13 protein-coding genes are annotated in these 15,218 nt (G+C 64.1%); 6 read left to right on the top strand and 7 right to left on the bottom strand.

The features are described 5' to 3' along the window. The first annotated feature begins 47 nt into the window (after positions 1–47). Positions 48–2,783, top strand: a complete 2,736-nt coding sequence (gene acnA / locus FHW64_RS18885; RefSeq protein WP_184528931.1) for an aconitate hydratase AcnA — start codon at positions 48–50, stop codon at positions 2,781–2,783. Between the two features lie 10 nt (positions 2,784–2,793). On the opposite strand, the gene FHW64_RS18880 is transcribed toward acnA, so the two are convergent. Beyond that, positions 2,794–4,473: a type IV secretory system conjugative DNA transfer family protein gene (locus tag FHW64_RS18880; RefSeq protein ID WP_184528929.1), complete on the bottom strand. Its 1,680-nt coding sequence runs from the start codon at positions 4,471–4,473 to the stop codon at positions 2,794–2,796. Between the two features lie 115 nt (positions 4,474–4,588). Then, on the bottom strand, positions 4,589–6,019 hold the full coding sequence (locus FHW64_RS18875) for an XVIPCD domain-containing protein (protein WP_184528927.1): 1,431 nt from the start codon (positions 6,017–6,019) through the stop codon (positions 4,589–4,591). 319 nt (positions 6,020–6,338) lie between these two features. On the opposite strand from FHW64_RS18875, the gene FHW64_RS18870 reads away from it, so the two are divergent. The 4 genes from FHW64_RS18870 to FHW64_RS18855 are packed head-to-tail and all read left to right on the top strand — an operon-like array spanning position 6,339 to position 9,988. Then, on the top strand, positions 6,339–6,629 hold the full coding sequence (locus FHW64_RS18870) for a FeoA family protein (RefSeq protein WP_311733332.1): 291 nt from the start codon (positions 6,339–6,341) through the stop codon (positions 6,627–6,629). Then, a complete protein-coding gene (locus FHW64_RS18865) occupies positions 6,622–8,520 on the top strand; it encodes a ferrous iron transporter B (protein WP_184528925.1) in 1,899 nt (632 codons plus the stop codon). The genes FHW64_RS18870 and FHW64_RS18865 overlap by 8 nt, the downstream gene beginning before the upstream one ends. Position 8,521: 1 nt before the next feature. Continuing rightward, complete coding sequence (locus FHW64_RS18860) at positions 8,522–8,797, top strand: DUF6587 family protein (protein ID WP_184528923.1); 276 nt, start codon at positions 8,522–8,524, stop codon at positions 8,795–8,797. 12 nt (positions 8,798–8,809) lie between these two features. After that, on the top strand, positions 8,810–9,988 hold the full coding sequence (locus tag FHW64_RS18855; protein WP_184528921.1) for an FAD-dependent monooxygenase: 1,179 nt from the start codon (positions 8,810–8,812) through the stop codon (positions 9,986–9,988). Position 9,989: 1 nt separating this feature from the next. Here the strand turns inward: FHW64_RS18855 and FHW64_RS18850 are convergent, their stop codons facing one another. The 4 genes from FHW64_RS18850 to FHW64_RS18835 are packed head-to-tail and all read right to left on the bottom strand — an operon-like array spanning position 9,990 to position 14,119. Next, positions 9,990–11,228, bottom strand: coding sequence for an SMI1/KNR4 family protein (locus tag FHW64_RS18850; protein WP_184528919.1), 1,239 nt, complete (start codon positions 11,226–11,228; stop codon positions 9,990–9,992). 49 nt (positions 11,229–11,277) lie between these two features. After that, positions 11,278–11,928: an arylformamidase gene (gene kynB, locus FHW64_RS18845; protein WP_184528917.1), complete on the bottom strand. Its 651-nt coding sequence runs from the start codon at positions 11,926–11,928 to the stop codon at positions 11,278–11,280. 59 nt (positions 11,929–11,987) lie between these two features. Beyond that, positions 11,988–12,917, bottom strand: coding sequence for an ornithine carbamoyltransferase (argF, locus tag FHW64_RS18840; protein ID WP_184528915.1), 930 nt, complete (start codon positions 12,915–12,917; stop codon positions 11,988–11,990). After that, positions 12,914–14,119, bottom strand: a complete 1,206-nt coding sequence (locus FHW64_RS18835; protein WP_184528913.1) for an aspartate aminotransferase family protein — start codon at positions 14,117–14,119, stop codon at positions 12,914–12,916. Before FHW64_RS18835 ends, argF begins: the two co-directional genes overlap by 4 nt. Positions 14,120–14,287: 168 nt before the next feature. Here FHW64_RS18835 and FHW64_RS18830 point away from each other — a divergent pair, with 168 nt between their 5' ends. Further along, a complete protein-coding gene (locus tag FHW64_RS18830; RefSeq protein ID WP_184528911.1) occupies positions 14,288–14,647 on the top strand; it encodes a DUF3579 domain-containing protein in 360 nt (119 codons plus the stop codon). Positions 14,648–14,788: 141 nt separating this feature from the next. Here FHW64_RS18830 and rpsT read toward each other — a convergent pair whose 3' ends face one another. Then, positions 14,789–15,088 carry a 30S ribosomal protein S20 gene (gene rpsT, locus FHW64_RS18825; protein WP_093160785.1) on the bottom strand — a complete coding sequence of 100 codons (300 nt, stop codon included), beginning with the start codon at positions 15,086–15,088 and terminating at the stop codon, positions 14,789–14,791. Positions 15,089–15,218: the final 130 nt, after the last annotated feature.

The raw sequence follows: 15,218 nt of genomic DNA, 5'->3' as shown, positions 1-15,218 counted from the left end.
AAGCCTGCTATCTTTGCGAGGCTTCCACGAATCACAGGAGTTTCCCTATGGCCAAAGAACCGGCACATGCCTTTGCCCCCATGTTGAAAACCTTCAAGACCGCATCGGGGAAGGCCGGGAAATACTGGTCGCTCAAGGAGCTTGCCAAGCAGTACCCGAACGTCGACAAGCTGCCGGTTTCGATCCGTATCGTTCTCGAATCCGTGCTGCGCAATTGCGATGGCCAGAAGGTGACTGCCGAGCACGTCGAGCAGCTCGCCAACTGGGCGCCCAACGCGGAGCGCACCGAGGAGATCCCCTTCGTCGTCACGCGCGTGGTCCTGCAGGACTTCACCGGCGTGCCGCTGCTGGCTGATCTTGCTGCAATGCGCAGCGTGGCCTCGTCGCTTGGCAAGTCGCCCAAGACGATCGAGCCGCTGGTGCCGGTCGATCTCGTGGTCGACCACTCCGTGATGGTGGACTACTACGGCACGCCAAAGGCGCTCGACCTGAACATGAAGCTGGAGTTCCAGCGCAACAACGAGCGCTACCAGTTCATGAAGTGGGGCATGCAGGCCTTCGACACCTTCGGTGTCGTGCCGCCAGGCTTCGGCATCGTGCACCAGGTCAATCTCGAATACTTTGCGCGCGGTGTCTACAAGAGCGCGAACGACAACGGTGATCCGCCGGTCTACTACCCCGATTCGCTGGTCGGCACCGACAGCCACACAACCATGATCAACGGCATCGGCGTGGTCGGTTGGGGCGTCGGCGGCATCGAGGCCGAAGCCGCGATGCTGGGGCAGCCTGTGTACTTCCTGACGCCCGATGTGGTGGGCTTCGAGCTGACCGGCAAGCTGCGCGAAGGCGTGACTGCGACCGACCTGGTGCTGTATGTCACGTCGATCCTGCGCAGCGAGAAGGTGGTTGGCAAGTTCGTCGAATTCTTCGGCCCCGGAGCGGCATCGATCGCGGTGCCCGACCGCGCCACGATCGGCAACATGGCGCCCGAGTACGGTGCGACCATGGGCTTCTTCCCGGTCGACGAAATGACGGTCGCCTACTTCAAGGGAACCGGCCGTACCGATGCGGAAGTCGAGCGATTCGAGGCCTACTACAAGGCGCAAGGCCTCTTCGGCATGCCCGCGCCTGGCGCGCTCAACTACACCAAGGTCGTCCGGCTCGACCTCGGCACCGTAACGCCGAGCCTTGCAGGCCCGAAGCGTCCGCAGGACCGCATCAACCTGGGCGACCTCGCGACGAAGTTCTCGGAGCTCTATAGCAAGCCGATCGAAGCGAACGGCTTCAATCTGCCGGCCGATTCGCTGAGGGTGCGCCATCCGCTGCCCAACGACGATGTCGCGATCGGCAATGGCGATGTCCTGATTGCGGCGATCACCTCGTGCACCAATACGTCCAATCCGAGCGTGCTGCTTGCGGCCGGTCTTCTCGCCAAGAAGGCGGTGGAGGCTGGGCTTTCGGTCAAGCCGCATGTGAAGACCTCGCTTGCGCCCGGCTCGCGCATCGTGACCGAGTACCTGGAGAAAGCGGGCCTGTTGCCGTATCTCGAAAAGCTCGGGTTCTATCTGGCCGGCTACGGGTGCACCACCTGCATCGGCAACGCAGGCGATCTTGCGCCCGAAATCAACGACGTGATCACGAAGAACAACCTCGTGGGTGCAGCGGTGCTGTCCGGCAACCGCAACTTCGAGGCGCGCATCCATCCGAACCTGAAGGCCAACTTCCTGGCATCGCCTCCGCTGGTCGTCGCCTACGCGATTGCTGGCAACGTGATGGTCGACCTGATGACCCAGCCGGTCGGCAAGGGCAAGAAGGGACAGGACGTCTACCTCGGCGACATCTGGCCCACTGCAAAGGAAATCGACGAGAACCTGCGCTATGCAATGAACGCCAAGGCGTTCCGCCAGAACTACGAGCAGATCAAGGACAACCCCGGCAAGCTGTGGAGCAGCATCAAGGGCGTGACGGGGCAGGTGTACGACTGGCCCGAATCCACCTACATCGCCGAGCCGCCGTTCTTCGACGGCTTCAAGATGGAGCCGCATGCGGCCGATGCGGGCTTCACGGGTGCGCGCGTCATGGCGCTCTTCGGCGACTCGATCACGACCGACCACATCTCACCGGCCGGGTCGATCAAGGAAAGCTCGCCCGCAGGCATCTGGCTGAAGGCGAACGGCGTGCAGAAGGCCGACTTCAACAGCTACGGTTCACGGCGCGGCAACCACGAAGTGATGATGCGCGGCACCTTCGCCAACGTGCGCATCAAGAACCTCATGATCCCGGCGGCCGCCGACGGCTCGCGCGAAGAGGGCGGCGTGACGCTGTTCCAGCCGAGCGGCGAGAAGATGGCGATCTACGACGCTGCGATGAAGTACATCGAGCAAGGCGTGCCGACCATCGTCTTCGGCGGCGAGGAATACGGTACCGGCTCATCGCGCGACTGGGCTGCGAAGGGCACGCAGCTGCTCGGCATCAAGGCCGTGGTGGCGCGCAGCTTCGAGCGCATCCATCGCGCGAACCTGGTTGGCATGGGCGTGCTCCCGCTGCAGTTCCGTGGCGCCGATTCCTGGGAAAGTCTCGGCCTGACCGGCAACGAGAAGATCGACGTTGTGGTCGGCGGCGAGCTCAAGCCCCAGATGGACGTCAAGCTCGTCGTTCACCGGGCCGATGGCAGCCACCAGGAGGTGACGGTGCGCCTGCGCATCGACACGCCGATCGAGGTCGACTACTACAAGCACGGCGGCATCCTGCCATTCGTGCTGCGGCAGTTGCTGGCGGCCTGACAGAGGTCGCTCAGACCGACAGTGCCGGGATCTCGACTTTGGACAGCAGCCGCGTCTTGAAGTAGGGATCCTGGTAGTAGCGGATCTTTTCGCAAAGCACGGGATGGGGTATGCCTTCATACAAGAAGACTTCCTTGTCCGGTCCCATCGCCTTCAGCTCCTGCGGCAGCATGAGTGCGCGTCGCTCCTCACTTTGGGCGCGTGACACATCGCCGCGGTTGCGCGTGAGATTCTCCTTGCGCACCGTGGTGTAGCCGAGCATCTCCGAATAGTCGTTTGCGTCCTGCTGCTCGCGAGGCGCATAGACGATCTGCAGCGCGTGGTTCGTGACCAACGTGCGGGCCACCTCCTTGCCGTACGTCGCATCGAGTTGCGCCATGCTTTGAACGATGGGCAGGAGCCGGATGTTGTAGCCGGCCATGTAGCTCACTGCCTTGGCGATGATGTCCACCTTGCCGATGCTCGTGAACTCGTCCATCAACAGCAGGCACTGGTGCTTGAGCGCCTGATTGTTCTGCGGCAGCTCCCTCGTATTCACGTTGATGAGCTGGCTGAAGAAGAGATTCACGATCAGCCGGCTCTCGGCAAGCTTGTTCGGTTGGATGCCGATGTAGATCGTCATCTTCTTCTTGCGCACGTCGGTGAGCAGGAAGTCATCAGCGCTGGTCGCTGCATCGAGCACTGGATTGATCCAGGCGTTGAGCGGCTCCTTGAACGTACCGAGGATTGACGCAAAGGTTTCGGCAGCCTGCGAAAGCAGATTCGAGAAAGCGGATTGGGCGTTCTCGCTGAGAAAGGGCGACTGGGCCAACGACTGGTAGAACGCACGCAGATCGGACCCGTCGCCTGACGACAGCCTGTAGATTTGCCCCAGCGTGCGTATCGAGCGAAAGTGCATGGGCAAGCCTTGCTCTTCGTCCGCTTCCCATTTCTCGAAAAGATAGAGCGCAAATGCCATGAATGCGTTTCGCGCCTGGCTGACCCAGAACTTCTGGTCGTCCGCACCGTCGGGGTAGAGCATTGCGGCGATGCTCATCAGGTCGGAGACGCGGAACGCCGGATCATTCGACACATAGCTCAGCGGATTCCAGCGGTGGGTGCGCCTGTCCTCTGCAAAGGGATTGAAGAGGAAGATCTGCTGACCTTGACTGGCTCGCCATCCGCTCGTCAGGTCGTAGTTCTCCTGCTTGATGTCGAGGACCACCATCGATTCCTGATAGTCCAGCAGGTTGGGGATCACAACGCCGACACCTTTGCCCGAGCGCGTCGGTGCTGCAAGGATCACGAACTGCTGACCGGAAAGGCGCAGCAGATCGCGTCCCAGTTTGCCGACCAGGATTCCATTTGTCGTGGACTTGAGCATTCCGCTGCGCGCCAGATCCGAGCGAGTGGCGAAGCGCGCTTCTCCGTGGAGAGAAGCGGCTTTTGCCCGCGCCGCCAGTGCAAGGAGCATCAGCCAAAGTGTCAAGGACAGACCGAAGCCAATCATGCCGGCCAATTTGATGCGGTCGACATGCGGTTGCACTTGCGGGTGATCGAGCACGCGCGCGTAGTCGAGATAGGTGTGCCACGCAAGGGAATGCACCGGGAGCTTGAGCAGCAGCAGCGTGATGAAGCCGGACAGATAGGCGCCGGCAGCGACGGCCACGACGAGCAGCAATGCCGTCGCGGTCCACTTGGCCTTGGTCATGTGGAGTGGATTGATTGATATTGAGGATGACGGCGAGACGAAGCGTGCGAAGCACGCTCGTCTCGTTCTTGGTGTGGTGAGTCGGCGATTGGCGACCGGACTCGGACGGGCCCGATCAGTGCGCGAGTGTTCGAATGTCTCGGGTCTGATCCTGTGCCTGCAGGTCCCGCGTTCGCGCCGAGGTTTGGTCACTGCGTTGTCGCGTGACGACCGTCCAGTCTTGCGTGCTTTGCGCGATCGACGTATTGAACGCGTCCATCGTGGTCACACCCGCTACTTGCTTGAACGGTGAGTTCAACGCGCCTTGCGCTGCGAAAATGCGCGTCGCGTCTGTGCCGAGGGCGACGTGGTCGATTCGTTGCATTCCTTCGCCCCAAGCCTTTACGGCGAGGCATGCGCTGATCTGTTCGCTATGGAGGTCAGAAGCGCGCCCATGCTGGGCGTCGAGCTGTTGCACACCTGCGAGAGCCTGACGGAACATGGTGAAGCCGGGATGGCCTGCTTCGTTGATCTGAGCCGCGGCGATGTCGCTGTTCTCGTGGTGCGAGGGCGTTCGCATCGCGTTGAGCGTCTTGGGGCCTACGACTCCATCGGGCGCTAAGCCGTGATCGCGCTGAAAGCTTTGCAGTGCATGGTGGGTTGTCGGCCCGAAGTGTCCGTCCAACGTCAAAGGCTGGCCGTGCTTGTCTGTCGATCCCAGCGCGTTGAGTTGGCGCTGCAGGTCGATGACGAGCGTTCCGCGGTCTCCTTGCTTTAAGTTTGCATTCTTGCGATGCACCTCTTCACTGCGGCCAACCTCGCCCAACATGTCGGGCACTTCCTCGTGACCGACGGCCGTGCGCAACCGCGCTACAACTTCGGGCGTAAGTTTGCTGTCCCATTCGACAAAGCGCGACTTGCGATCCTCTAGACCGTTTGTGCCGCCATTGATGATGCGGGTTGCGCCGGTGACGCTTTCAGGAGCGACGTTGTGCACCCGCTTGTTCCAGTACCACACGGCGATTTTCGAAGCGTTCTCAGGATCGGCCGCCAACTCCGGGTTGTCGACCAAGTCAAGCGCAAGCGCTTTGCCGGCCTCCGTGTAGCCATGCTTGCCGGTCAACTGGATGTAACCCCGGCCCCGGTACTTGTAGCCGTCACCCGGATCGTTGTTCCCCATGCGACCGCCATACATCAGTTCGGCCAGTCGTTCAGGCTTGCCTTCAAGCGCTTCCAGGCGGGCAGCCTCAAGAGCGTCCGGTCCTTCCCGAAGCGCGGACGAAACCTTGCTTGAAATCTGACGACTGCTCTTGGTATAGGCGAGTTCGAGATCCGTGTCCCTCGCCCAGCGCTCGAGCATCGTCTTCAACGTTCCGTCGATGGGCGTGGCATGGAACAGGTAGGCCGGCGACAGTGGGATTTCTGCGGTTGCCTGCTGGTAGCGATTGACCGGGCGCCAATCGCCGGAGAAATCGGACGGGGGTGGCGTGCCGCAGGCTGTCAGTGCAATAACGGCGGACAGGGCAAAGCTGCCCCGCAGGGCATGCGTCAGCGCGGCATTGGTCATGACCGGCTGCTGGAACTCAGGAGATGCGGATTGCCGGACGCGAAGAGTCCGATTGGGCTTCTGGATGGGCTGGCACGATGTTGCCCATCGATGGCGATGAAATGGTTCACTGGGCTCCCTGACTTTTTTGGCGATTCTGTCATGTGTAGCCAGACGTAACGCGCAATCGCGCTCGGCAGCATGCCTGTGGAGTCCCGGGAAAGTTCTGGCGAAGCCTCGGAATTTCTACCTGCTCGCGTGATGGCTTCGGCCAAGATCCGCCCAACGCCCTCTGTTTTCGAGAATAATTCTCATTTTTGAAGACTCCTGGACTCTGCGGGTGACCAATTCGACCGGCGCGGCCCTCGCCGCCATCAGCCTCCATCAACTTCCCAATCGTCAGTGGGCCACGGTGCTCGATGTGGCGCGGCCGGATACCCCCGAAGATCGCGAACTGGCGTTGCGGCTGACTGAGATCGGATTTGTTCCCGGCGAGGCGGTCTGCATCGTCGCCAATGGCGTGCCTGGGCGCGAGCCGCTCGCTGTGCGGTTGGGCCACACGACGTTCGCATTGCGCCGGCATGAGGCCGCGATGATCCGCGTCACACCGGGAGCGGCTCGCCATGGTTGAAGCAACGCTCACGTTCAAGCCCGGCGCTGCGTCGGTGTCGAGCCCGCCCGAGCGCATTGCGCTATTGGGCAACCCCAATTGCGGCAAGACCGCGCTGTTCAATCTGCTCACAGGCAGCCGGCAGAAGGTCGCCAACTACGCGGGTGTGACCGTCGAGCGCAAGGAAGGCACGCTGCGCACCGCTTCGGGCCGTCGGGTGTTCGTGCTGGATCTGCCCGGCGCCTACAGCCTCAATGCGCTGTCTGCCGATGAGGCGGTCACGCGCGACGTGGTCACCGGCAAGAGCAGCGAGGCGCCGCCCGACCTGCTGGTGTGCGTCACCGATGCCACCAACCTTCGCCTGAACCTGCGACTCGTTCTCGATGCCAAGCGGCTCGGACTGCCGATGGTGGTTGCGCTCAACATGACCGACATGGCGAGGAAGCAGGGGATCACCGTGGACACCGCGGCGCTGTCGCGCGAGCTCGGCGTGCCGGTGATCGAGACCGTCGGCGTGCAGAGCAATGGCGCGCGTGCGCTGGTCGAAGCGCTCGATGCGCCGGTGACCGCTGCCGTGCCGCGCGCATGGCACGCGCCGGGCTTCGATGAGGTGCTCGACACCCAGCGCGAAGTGCGCCGCATTCTTTCCGTGGCGGTGAAAGAGCCCGTCGGCAGCCTCGCAACGAGCGATCGCATCGACCGTGTCGTGATGCATCCGCTGTGGGGCATGCTGGTGCTGGCGATCACGATGTTCCTGATGTTCCAGGCGGTGTTCAGTTGGGCCGAAGTGCCCATGGACGCCATCAAGGACGCTACCGGCGCGGTCGGCGAGTTCCTCAAGCGCGCGATGCCCGAAGGCATGCTGCAGAGCTTGCTGGTGGATGGCATCGTGGCCGGCGTCGGCGGGGTGATCGTGTTCCTGCCGCAGATCCTGATCCTGTTCCTCTTCATCCTTGCGCTGGAAGATTCAGGCTACCTGCCGCGTGCCGCCTTCCTGCTCGACCGCGTGATGGGCACGGTGGGTTTGTCGGGCCGCTCCTTCATTCCGCTGCTCTCCAGCTTCGCATGCGCGATTCCCGGCGTGATGGCGACGCGCACGATCACCAATTGGCGCGACCGGATCACGACGATCATGATCGCGCCGCTGATGACCTGCTCGGCGCGCCTGCCCGTCTATGCGCTCCTGATCGCCGCCTTCATTCCGGCGCGCACCGTGGGTGGCGTGTTCAATCTCCAGGGCGTCGTGCTGTTCGCGCTCTACGTCTTCGGCATCGTCTCGGCGATGGCGGTGGCGTGGGTGATGAAGCGCTTCCGCGACAGCAAACAGCACTCGCCGCTGATGATGGAACTGCCGGCCTATCGCTGGCCCAACCTGCGCAATCTTGCGCTGGGCCTCTACGAGCGTGCGTGGATCTTCATCCAGCGCGTGGGCACGATCATCCTCACGCTCACGATCCTGCTGTGGTTCCTCTCGACCTTCCCATCGCCGCCGGAAGGTGCGACTGGGCCGGCGATCCAGTACAGCCTGGCCGGCATGATCGGCCGCGGGCTCGAACACATCTTCGCGCCCATCGGCTTCAACTGGCAGATCTCGATTGCGCTCGTGCCCGGCATGGCTGCGCGTGAAGTGGCGGTGGGCGCCTTGGGCACCGTCTACGCGCTCTCAGCCACCGGCGATGACGTCGCGGGGCAGCTGGAGCCGCTGCTCGCGGGCAGCTGGTCGCTGGCAACCGCGCTTTCGCTCCTGGTCTGGTACGTCTTCGCGCCGCAGTGCATTTCGACGCTGGCGACAGTCAAGCGCGAAACCGGTTCATGGCGCTACGTGTTCATCATGGCTGGCTATTTGTTCGGACTCGCCTACATTGCGTGCTGGATCACCTATCGGGTGGCCCTGGCTCTCACAGGAGGATGAGATGGCACAACAAATCGTCGTCACTCTGATCGTCGCGCTGGCCGCAATCTACGCGGTCTGGCGCTGGATGCCCGGCAGCTGGCGCCGGGGTATGGCCGCGAAGGTGGCCGCCGGCTCGCAACGCGCCGGGCTTGTCGACGCGGAGCGCGCCGGCCGGCTCGCAGATTCGCTGGGCAAGACTTCGGGCTGCGGTTCGTGCGATAGCTGCGGCAGTTGTTCGACTCCGGCGGGCAAAACGACTGAAGCAGGCAAGACATCCGTGCCGCACTCCCACTGAGTGCGCGGGTCGATGGCGGCACATGTCCTGATTGCGGGAGGCGGCATCGCGGGCCTCGCAAGCGCGCTGGCGCTCGCGCGTCGGCGCCATCGCGTCGATCTGCTGGAGCAGGCGGTGGCCTTCGGGGAAGTCGGCGCGGGCATCCAGTTAGGGCCGAACGTCACCCGGCGACTGCAGGCGCTCGGGGTTTCCGAAGGCCTCATGCGCATCGCGGCGAGGCCGGAAGCCCTGGTGGTGCGCAGTGCCACTGTGGGGAACGAGATAGCCCGTCTTCCGCTCGGCAACGCGATGCTGCACAGCTACGCCGCGCCGTATCTCTGCGTTCACCGTGCGGATCTCCATGCGCTGCTGCTTGCTGCGGTTCGCGGCAGCGGGGCTGTCAGGCTCACCACCGGTGCGCGCGTGGCGCAGGTCACCGCGCGCGGAGATGCCGTCTGCGCGGCCAGCGCCGATTCGCGCGTCTGGGAAGCCGATGCGCTGATCGGGGCCGATGGCCTCTGGAGCACAGTGCGCCCCAGCGTCATCGACGATGCGTCACCGCCGCGCGCGACAGGGCATACGGCATGGCGCGCAATGGTCGATCAGTCGGCGCTTCCGGCCGCGCTGCGCAGCACGCGCATCGACGTCTGGCTCGGTCCGCGGCTGCACGCGGTGTCTTACCCGGTGCGGCGGGGCGATGCGCTCAATGTCGTGGTGCTGGCCGAGGCCGCGCCCGAAGGCGATGCGCGCGACTGGGACCGCTCGACGAGTCTCGCCGCCCTGCAGCAGGCCACCGGGCGTACCTGCGGGGAACTGCAGGCATTGCTCGAAGCCGTGCCTGGATGGCGTGCGTGGACGCTCAATGACCGGCCGCCGCTTACCGGCCCGCACCAGATGGCCGGCGAACGCATCGCCCTGACCGGTGACGCGGCGCACCCCATGCTGCCGTATCTGGCTCAGGGCGCGGGCATGGCCATCGAGGATGCCGTCGCGCTCGCGGATGCGCTCGACGGCGGTGCCGCAGCACAAGTGCCCGCGGCCTTCGCGCGCTATGCGGCCGAGCGCTGGGAGCGAAACGCCAATGTGCAGGCGCGTGCGCGGCGCAACGGCGAAATCTTCCACGCGACCGGCCTCGTGCGCATCGGCCGCGACGCTGCGCTGCGCATGCTCGGCGCCAAGCTGCTCGACGTTCCCTGGCTCTACGACGCCTGATTCAGAGGCTGAAGCTGCGCAGGTGATCCGCGCGCCGGGTCAGGCCCGCCAAGCCCAGATAGTGCGTCAGCCGGCCTTCCCGGACTTCGACCAGCGAGGATTCGAGATCGGCGAGCATTTCGTCCCGTGCGGCGGCGTAGGCGGGCGCGAGGTCGTCGTGCGACTGCGCATAGGCGCTGGCGATGACCCGCGCCGCGGCGGGCGCCCCGCAGGCAACGCATTCGGCGATGGCCGTAGGGCTGGCCTGCGCGCCATGCGTGAGCAGCAGGTCGGCCAGTTCAGGAGAAATTGCGCTGTCGATGGCGTCTAGCGCATCGGGGGCCACGGGCGCACCAGCGCGCACCAGCGCCGCTGCGGCAGCATGCGCCCCATGGCCGATCGCCAGATCGGTCGCGATCGCGCTGCCGCTCAAGGGGCCAGCGAGCGGTACACCTGCAGCGTGCAGCTTTGCCACGAGCTGTTCGTCATCGGTCGCGACTGCGTGACGAAGTGCGATGCGCGAGAGCGGCCCATTGTCGCCCAGCGTACCGTTGGCTAGCGGCGTGCGCCAGTCCACCATCGCCTGGCGGTAGAAGGCGACCACCTTGTCCATCAGCTCGATCGGCAGTCCGTCCTCCTGGTGCCGATCGTCGAGGTATTCGAGCAGCGCCTGCCCGGTGAAGTATTCGCCGGCGGGCTCCAGAGGGTCTTCGTCGAGGCGCAGTGCGTCGAACGCGGCGTAGAGATCATGCGCGACGGTCGTCATGCCGTCTTCGTGCATCTCGTGCGCCCAGGCTTGCGGCAGGCCCTGCTTCCATGCGAGGACATGTCCGTAGTCGGCGCCGGACTCGACCACCGCGTAGACGCGATCGCAGTACTCGAAGCCGCCGAAGGGCAGCAGGGTGAGCTTGCCGTCCCATGCCTCGGCGCTTTCGGCGGCCGCATCCCTCGCGCCCTGGAGTTCGTGATCGATCCATCCCTGCAGGTCGTGGTAGGTGTCGCTGCCGTTCCAGAAAAGCTCGTTCCAGCTGAACGACTCCTCGTTGCCGTTCATGTGAAGGTGCAGGTCGTAGTCCAGCCGCCCACCGGCGGTGACGCGCCAGAGCGAAAGAAGATCCGGCGGAATCGGCCCTGCGCAGACGCTCTGCACGGCCGCGATCTGCTCTGCGGACATCGGCGGCTGCGCGTCGAAGATCACGCGCTTGGCGAAGAGCACGACACCGTGCGTGCGCAGTTGGGCGAGGTCGTCGTCACTGAACATCGGTTACCTCCGTTTCATGCCCTCGATCCCGGGCGTTCTTGCGAATAGCTTACGCCCGCGGTTCCGGCAGCGCCAGTTCGCGCAATACCGCGCGCACCGGCGAGGCATCCGCGTCCATCAGCTTCAGCGGCAGTGCGATGAGTTCGTAGTCGCCCTCGGGCACGTCGTCGAGCACGAGGTTTTCGAGCACGCGCAGGCCGAGGCGGCGAATGGTCTGATGGCTGTCAAGCGTCTTGCTGTCGGCCGGATCGATGCTTGCGGTGTCGATGCCGATCAGGGTCACGCAGAGCCCTGCCAGGCGCTCAATGGTGGCGGGCGCAAAGGCGGCGAGCTGTGGATCCCAACGGTCGATGGGTGCGCGCTCGTAAGTGCGAACGAGGACGCGTGGCGGCAGTGCGTCGACCGCATGTGCAATGTGCGCCCACTCGATCAGCGGACCACACCCGATCGCATGGATCACGCGGCACGGACCCAGATAGGGCGAGAGGTCGACCCTGCCGATCGTCGCGGCACCGGGGTCGTAGTGAACCGGTGCGTCGGCGTGCGCGCCGATGTGCGGTGACAGCGTGATCTCGCTGACGTTGACGGGGCAGTCCGGCGCAATCGTCGCGACCCAGCGCTGGCGGTAAGGCGTGTCACCGGGAAACACCGGCGCACCTTCATGTACCGGCGGCGAGATGTCCCACAGTCTTGCGTCCATGGCGCGAACTTAGCGCGATGAACGGGGGTTCGGTGTCGGTACTTTCCAACACCGCCGGCTCAGGCCAGCCGCCCGAGCAGCAGGTACTCCATGAGCGCCTTCTGCACATGCATCCGGTTTTCGGCCTCGTCCCAGACCACCGATTGCGGACCGTCGATCACCTCGGCCTCCACTTCCTCGCCGCGATGTGCCGGCAGACAGTGCATGAATAGGGCATCCGGCTGCGCGACCCGCATCATCTCGGTGTCGACGCACCATTCGGCGAAAGCGGCGCGGCGGGCCTCGTTCTCGGCCTCGTAGCCCATGCTGGTCCAGACGTCCGTGGTGACCAGATCGGCACCGCGGCAGGCTTCCATCGGGTCCTTGAACACCTTGTAGCTGTCGCTGGAGCGGATGCCGGCGATCGACTGGTCGACCTCGTAGCCGCTCGGCGTGCTCACGTGCACCGTGAAGCCGAGGATCTCGCTGGCCTGCAGCCAGGTGTTGGCCATGTTGTTGCCGTCGCCGACCCATGCCACCGTCTTGCCGGCGATCGAGCCGCGATGCTCGATGTACGTGAAGATGTCCGCGAGGATCTGGCAGGGGTGGAATTCGTTCGTCAGACCGTTGATCACCGGCACGCGCGAGTGCGCCGCAAAGGACTCGATCTTGGTCTGCTCGAAGGTGCGGATCATCACGAGGTCGACCATGCGGCTGATGACCTTCGCGCTGTCCTCGATCGGCTCGGCGCGTCCGAGCTGGCTGTCGCCGGTGGTGAGGTGCACAACGCTGCCACCGAGCTGGTACATGCCCGCCTCGAAGCTCACGCGCGTTCGGGTCGAAGCCTTCTCGAAGATCATGGCCAGCGTACGGTCGACCAGCGGCTGGTGCTTTTCGTAGGCCTTGAACTTCTTCTTGATCAGCGCGGCGCGCGTGAACAGGTAGGCGTATTCGTCCGCGGCGAAGTCCGAGAACTGCAGGTAGTGCTTGATGGCAGGCGTCTGACTCATGGCTGAGGTTCCGCGAGGAAGGCTTTCACGATCGGGGCGAGGATCGCGACGATCTCGTCCGCTTCGGCAATGCTGAGGATCAATGGTGGCACGAGTCGGATCACGCTGTCAGCGGTCACGCTGAGCAGCAGCCCGGCTTCACAGGCGCGGTTGAGGATCACACCGCACGGGCGGTCGAGTTCGATGCCGAGCATCAGGCCCTGGCCGCGGACTTCCTTCACCCCGGCCACGCCGCCGAGTTCGCGCTCCAGCGCAGCCTTCAGGTGGGCACCGACGTTCGCCGCGTTCTCGAGCAATTTCTGCTCTTCCATGATCCGGATCGTTTCGATACCGGCGCGCATGGCGAGCGGATTGCCGCCGAAAGTGGTGCCGTGGTTGCCGGGTCCGAAGATGTTGGCGGCGCGCGGGCCTGCGACGACCGCGCCGACCGGAACGCCGGAACCCAGGCCCTTGGCCAGCGGCATCACATCCGGCGTGATGCCGGCCCACTGGTGCGCGAACCACTTTCCGGTACGGCCCATGCCGCATTGCACCTCGTCGATCATCATGAGCCAGTCGCGCTCGTCGCACAGTTGGCGCACCTGACGCAGGTATTCCCAGCGCATCGGGTGGATGCCGCCTTCGCCCTGGATGGTTTCGAACATCACGGCGACAACGTTCGGATTGCCTTCGGTGGCCTTCTTCAGGGCCTCGATATCGTTGAGCGGCACCCGGATGAAGCCCTCGACCAGCGGCTCGAAGCCCTTCTGGATCTTCGGATTGCCGGTTGCCGAGAGCGTGGCGATGCTGCGGCCGTGGAAGGCGGCCTCGTAAACCACGATCTCGGGCCGTTCGATGCCCTTGTCGTGGCCGAACTTGCGCGCGAGCTTGAGGGCCGCCTCATTGGCCTCCAGGCCGGTGGAGCAGAAGAAGGCGTTGGTCATGCCGGAGAGCTCGGTCAGCTTGGTCGCGAGCTTTTCCTGGCCGGTCACGTGGTAGTAGTTGGAGCTGTGGATCAGCTTGGAAATCTGGTCCTGCAGGGCGGGGACCAACTCCGGATGGTTGTGGCCCAGCGTATTGACGGCAATCCCGCCCAGGCCGTCGAGGTACGCACGGCCTTCGGTGTCCCAGACTCGGCAGCCTTGACCGTGCGACAACGCGATCGGCAGGCGGCCGTAAGTGTTCATGACATGGGGCGAAGAGGGGGCGGCAGTGGCGCTCATGCGTATCTCCGGAAAAGGGAAGGCGGATTCTAGGCGTCCGTTTTGACGCGTTCATTGAGGATTGCGCATCACACCAATGCCCCTGTGTATGTCGCGCACGGGACCCCCGGATAGAATCGGTTGTGCGGCGCAGCACGAGCCCGTGCATTCAACCCGCCAAGCCGACCGATGGTCTCTCCCAACGCCAAAGAAATCTTCATTCAGGGCATCACCCACGATGGCCGGACCTTTCGCCCGAGCGATTGGGCCGAACGGCTGGCCGGCGTGATGTGTTCGTTCCGCCCGGGTGGACCGCAGCCGGGGAGCCACCTGAGCTATTCGCCGTGGTGCGTTCCGACCGTGATCAATGGCGTCAAGTGCGTGGTCGTCAATCGCCAGCTGCGTGACGCAGAACCGATGGCCTGGGATTTCTGCGTGAACTTCGCCAAGGACAACAACCTGCAGGTGGCGGAAGCCTGCCTCGTTCCGGACGCACCCGAAGCCCCCGTCAGGGCGCCCGCCAAGCCGCCGGTCGTGACCGAAAAGTAACCGGGGCTACCCGCTCAAGACTCCAGAAACGGAGCGTCCATGAAAAAACCGCCCGAAGGCGGTTTTTCTTTTTCTTTGCTGCAGCGCACCCGGATCAAACGGCGGACCAGCGAACCAGTCCGGGCTGTTTGCCTGAAAGTGTCAGGCGGCGAGGGCCAGGGTCTTGACCTTGGCTGCCAGGCGGCTCTTGTCGCGAGCAGCCTTGTTCTTGTGGAAGATGCCCTTGTCAGCGACGGTGTCGAGGACGCTTTGGGCCTTCGCGAAGTTTTCAGCCGCCTTGGTCTTGTCGCCGGCCAGGACGGCCTTCTCGACGTTCTTCACGGCGGTACGGTATTTGGAGCGCAGCGAGGTGTTCGCAGCGTTGAGCTTGACGTCCTGACGGGCGCGCTTACGGCCCGACGCGAGGCGCGGGTTCTTTTTCTTGGGCTTGGTAGATGCCACGGTGATATTCCTTGAGTGTCTGTGGATGTTGCAGCAAAGCCGACCATTATATCGTCCCCGGGCTTCGCGCACTTCGTGTCGCTACTCCAACCCCTTCCGCGGGCGCCCGGGCTGGTACCCATACACTCGC

The organism is Variovorax sp. Sphag1AA (assembly GCF_014192575.1).
Lineage (GTDB): Bacteria > Pseudomonadota > Gammaproteobacteria > Burkholderiales > Burkholderiaceae_C > Variovorax.
The sequence above is the reverse complement of the archived record's forward strand: the minus strand, read 5'-3'. Positions and strand labels throughout refer to the sequence as shown.

Coding starts and splice junctions, on each gene's coding strand:
- FHW64_RS18850 (WP_184528919.1), bottom strand. CDS start 11,228: ATGTTCAGTGACGACGACCTCGCCCAACTGCGCACGCACGGTGTCGTG.
- FHW64_RS18855 (WP_184528921.1), top strand. CDS start 8,810: ATGGCGGCACATGTCCTGATTGCGGGAGGCGGCATCGCGGGCCTCGCA.
- FHW64_RS18835 (WP_184528913.1), bottom strand. CDS start 14,119: ATGAGCGCCACTGCCGCCCCCTCTTCGCCCCATGTCATGAACACTTAC.
- FHW64_RS18880 (WP_184528929.1), bottom strand. CDS start 4,473: ATGACCAAGGCCAAGTGGACCGCGACGGCATTGCTGCTCGTCGTGGCC.
- kynB (WP_184528917.1), bottom strand. CDS start 11,928: ATGGACGCAAGACTGTGGGACATCTCGCCGCCGGTACATGAAGGTGCG.
- FHW64_RS18875 (WP_184528927.1), bottom strand. CDS start 6,019: ATGACCAATGCCGCGCTGACGCATGCCCTGCGGGGCAGCTTTGCCCTG.
- acnA (WP_184528931.1), top strand. CDS start 48: ATGGCCAAAGAACCGGCACATGCCTTTGCCCCCATGTTGAAAACCTTC.
- FHW64_RS18860 (WP_184528923.1), top strand. CDS start 8,522: ATGGCACAACAAATCGTCGTCACTCTGATCGTCGCGCTGGCCGCAATC.
- argF (WP_184528915.1), bottom strand. CDS start 12,917: ATGAGTCAGACGCCTGCCATCAAGCACTACCTGCAGTTCTCGGACTTC.
- FHW64_RS18830 (WP_184528911.1), top strand. CDS start 14,288: ATGGTCTCTCCCAACGCCAAAGAAATCTTCATTCAGGGCATCACCCAC.
- FHW64_RS18865 (WP_184528925.1), top strand. CDS start 6,622: ATGGTTGAAGCAACGCTCACGTTCAAGCCCGGCGCTGCGTCGGTGTCG.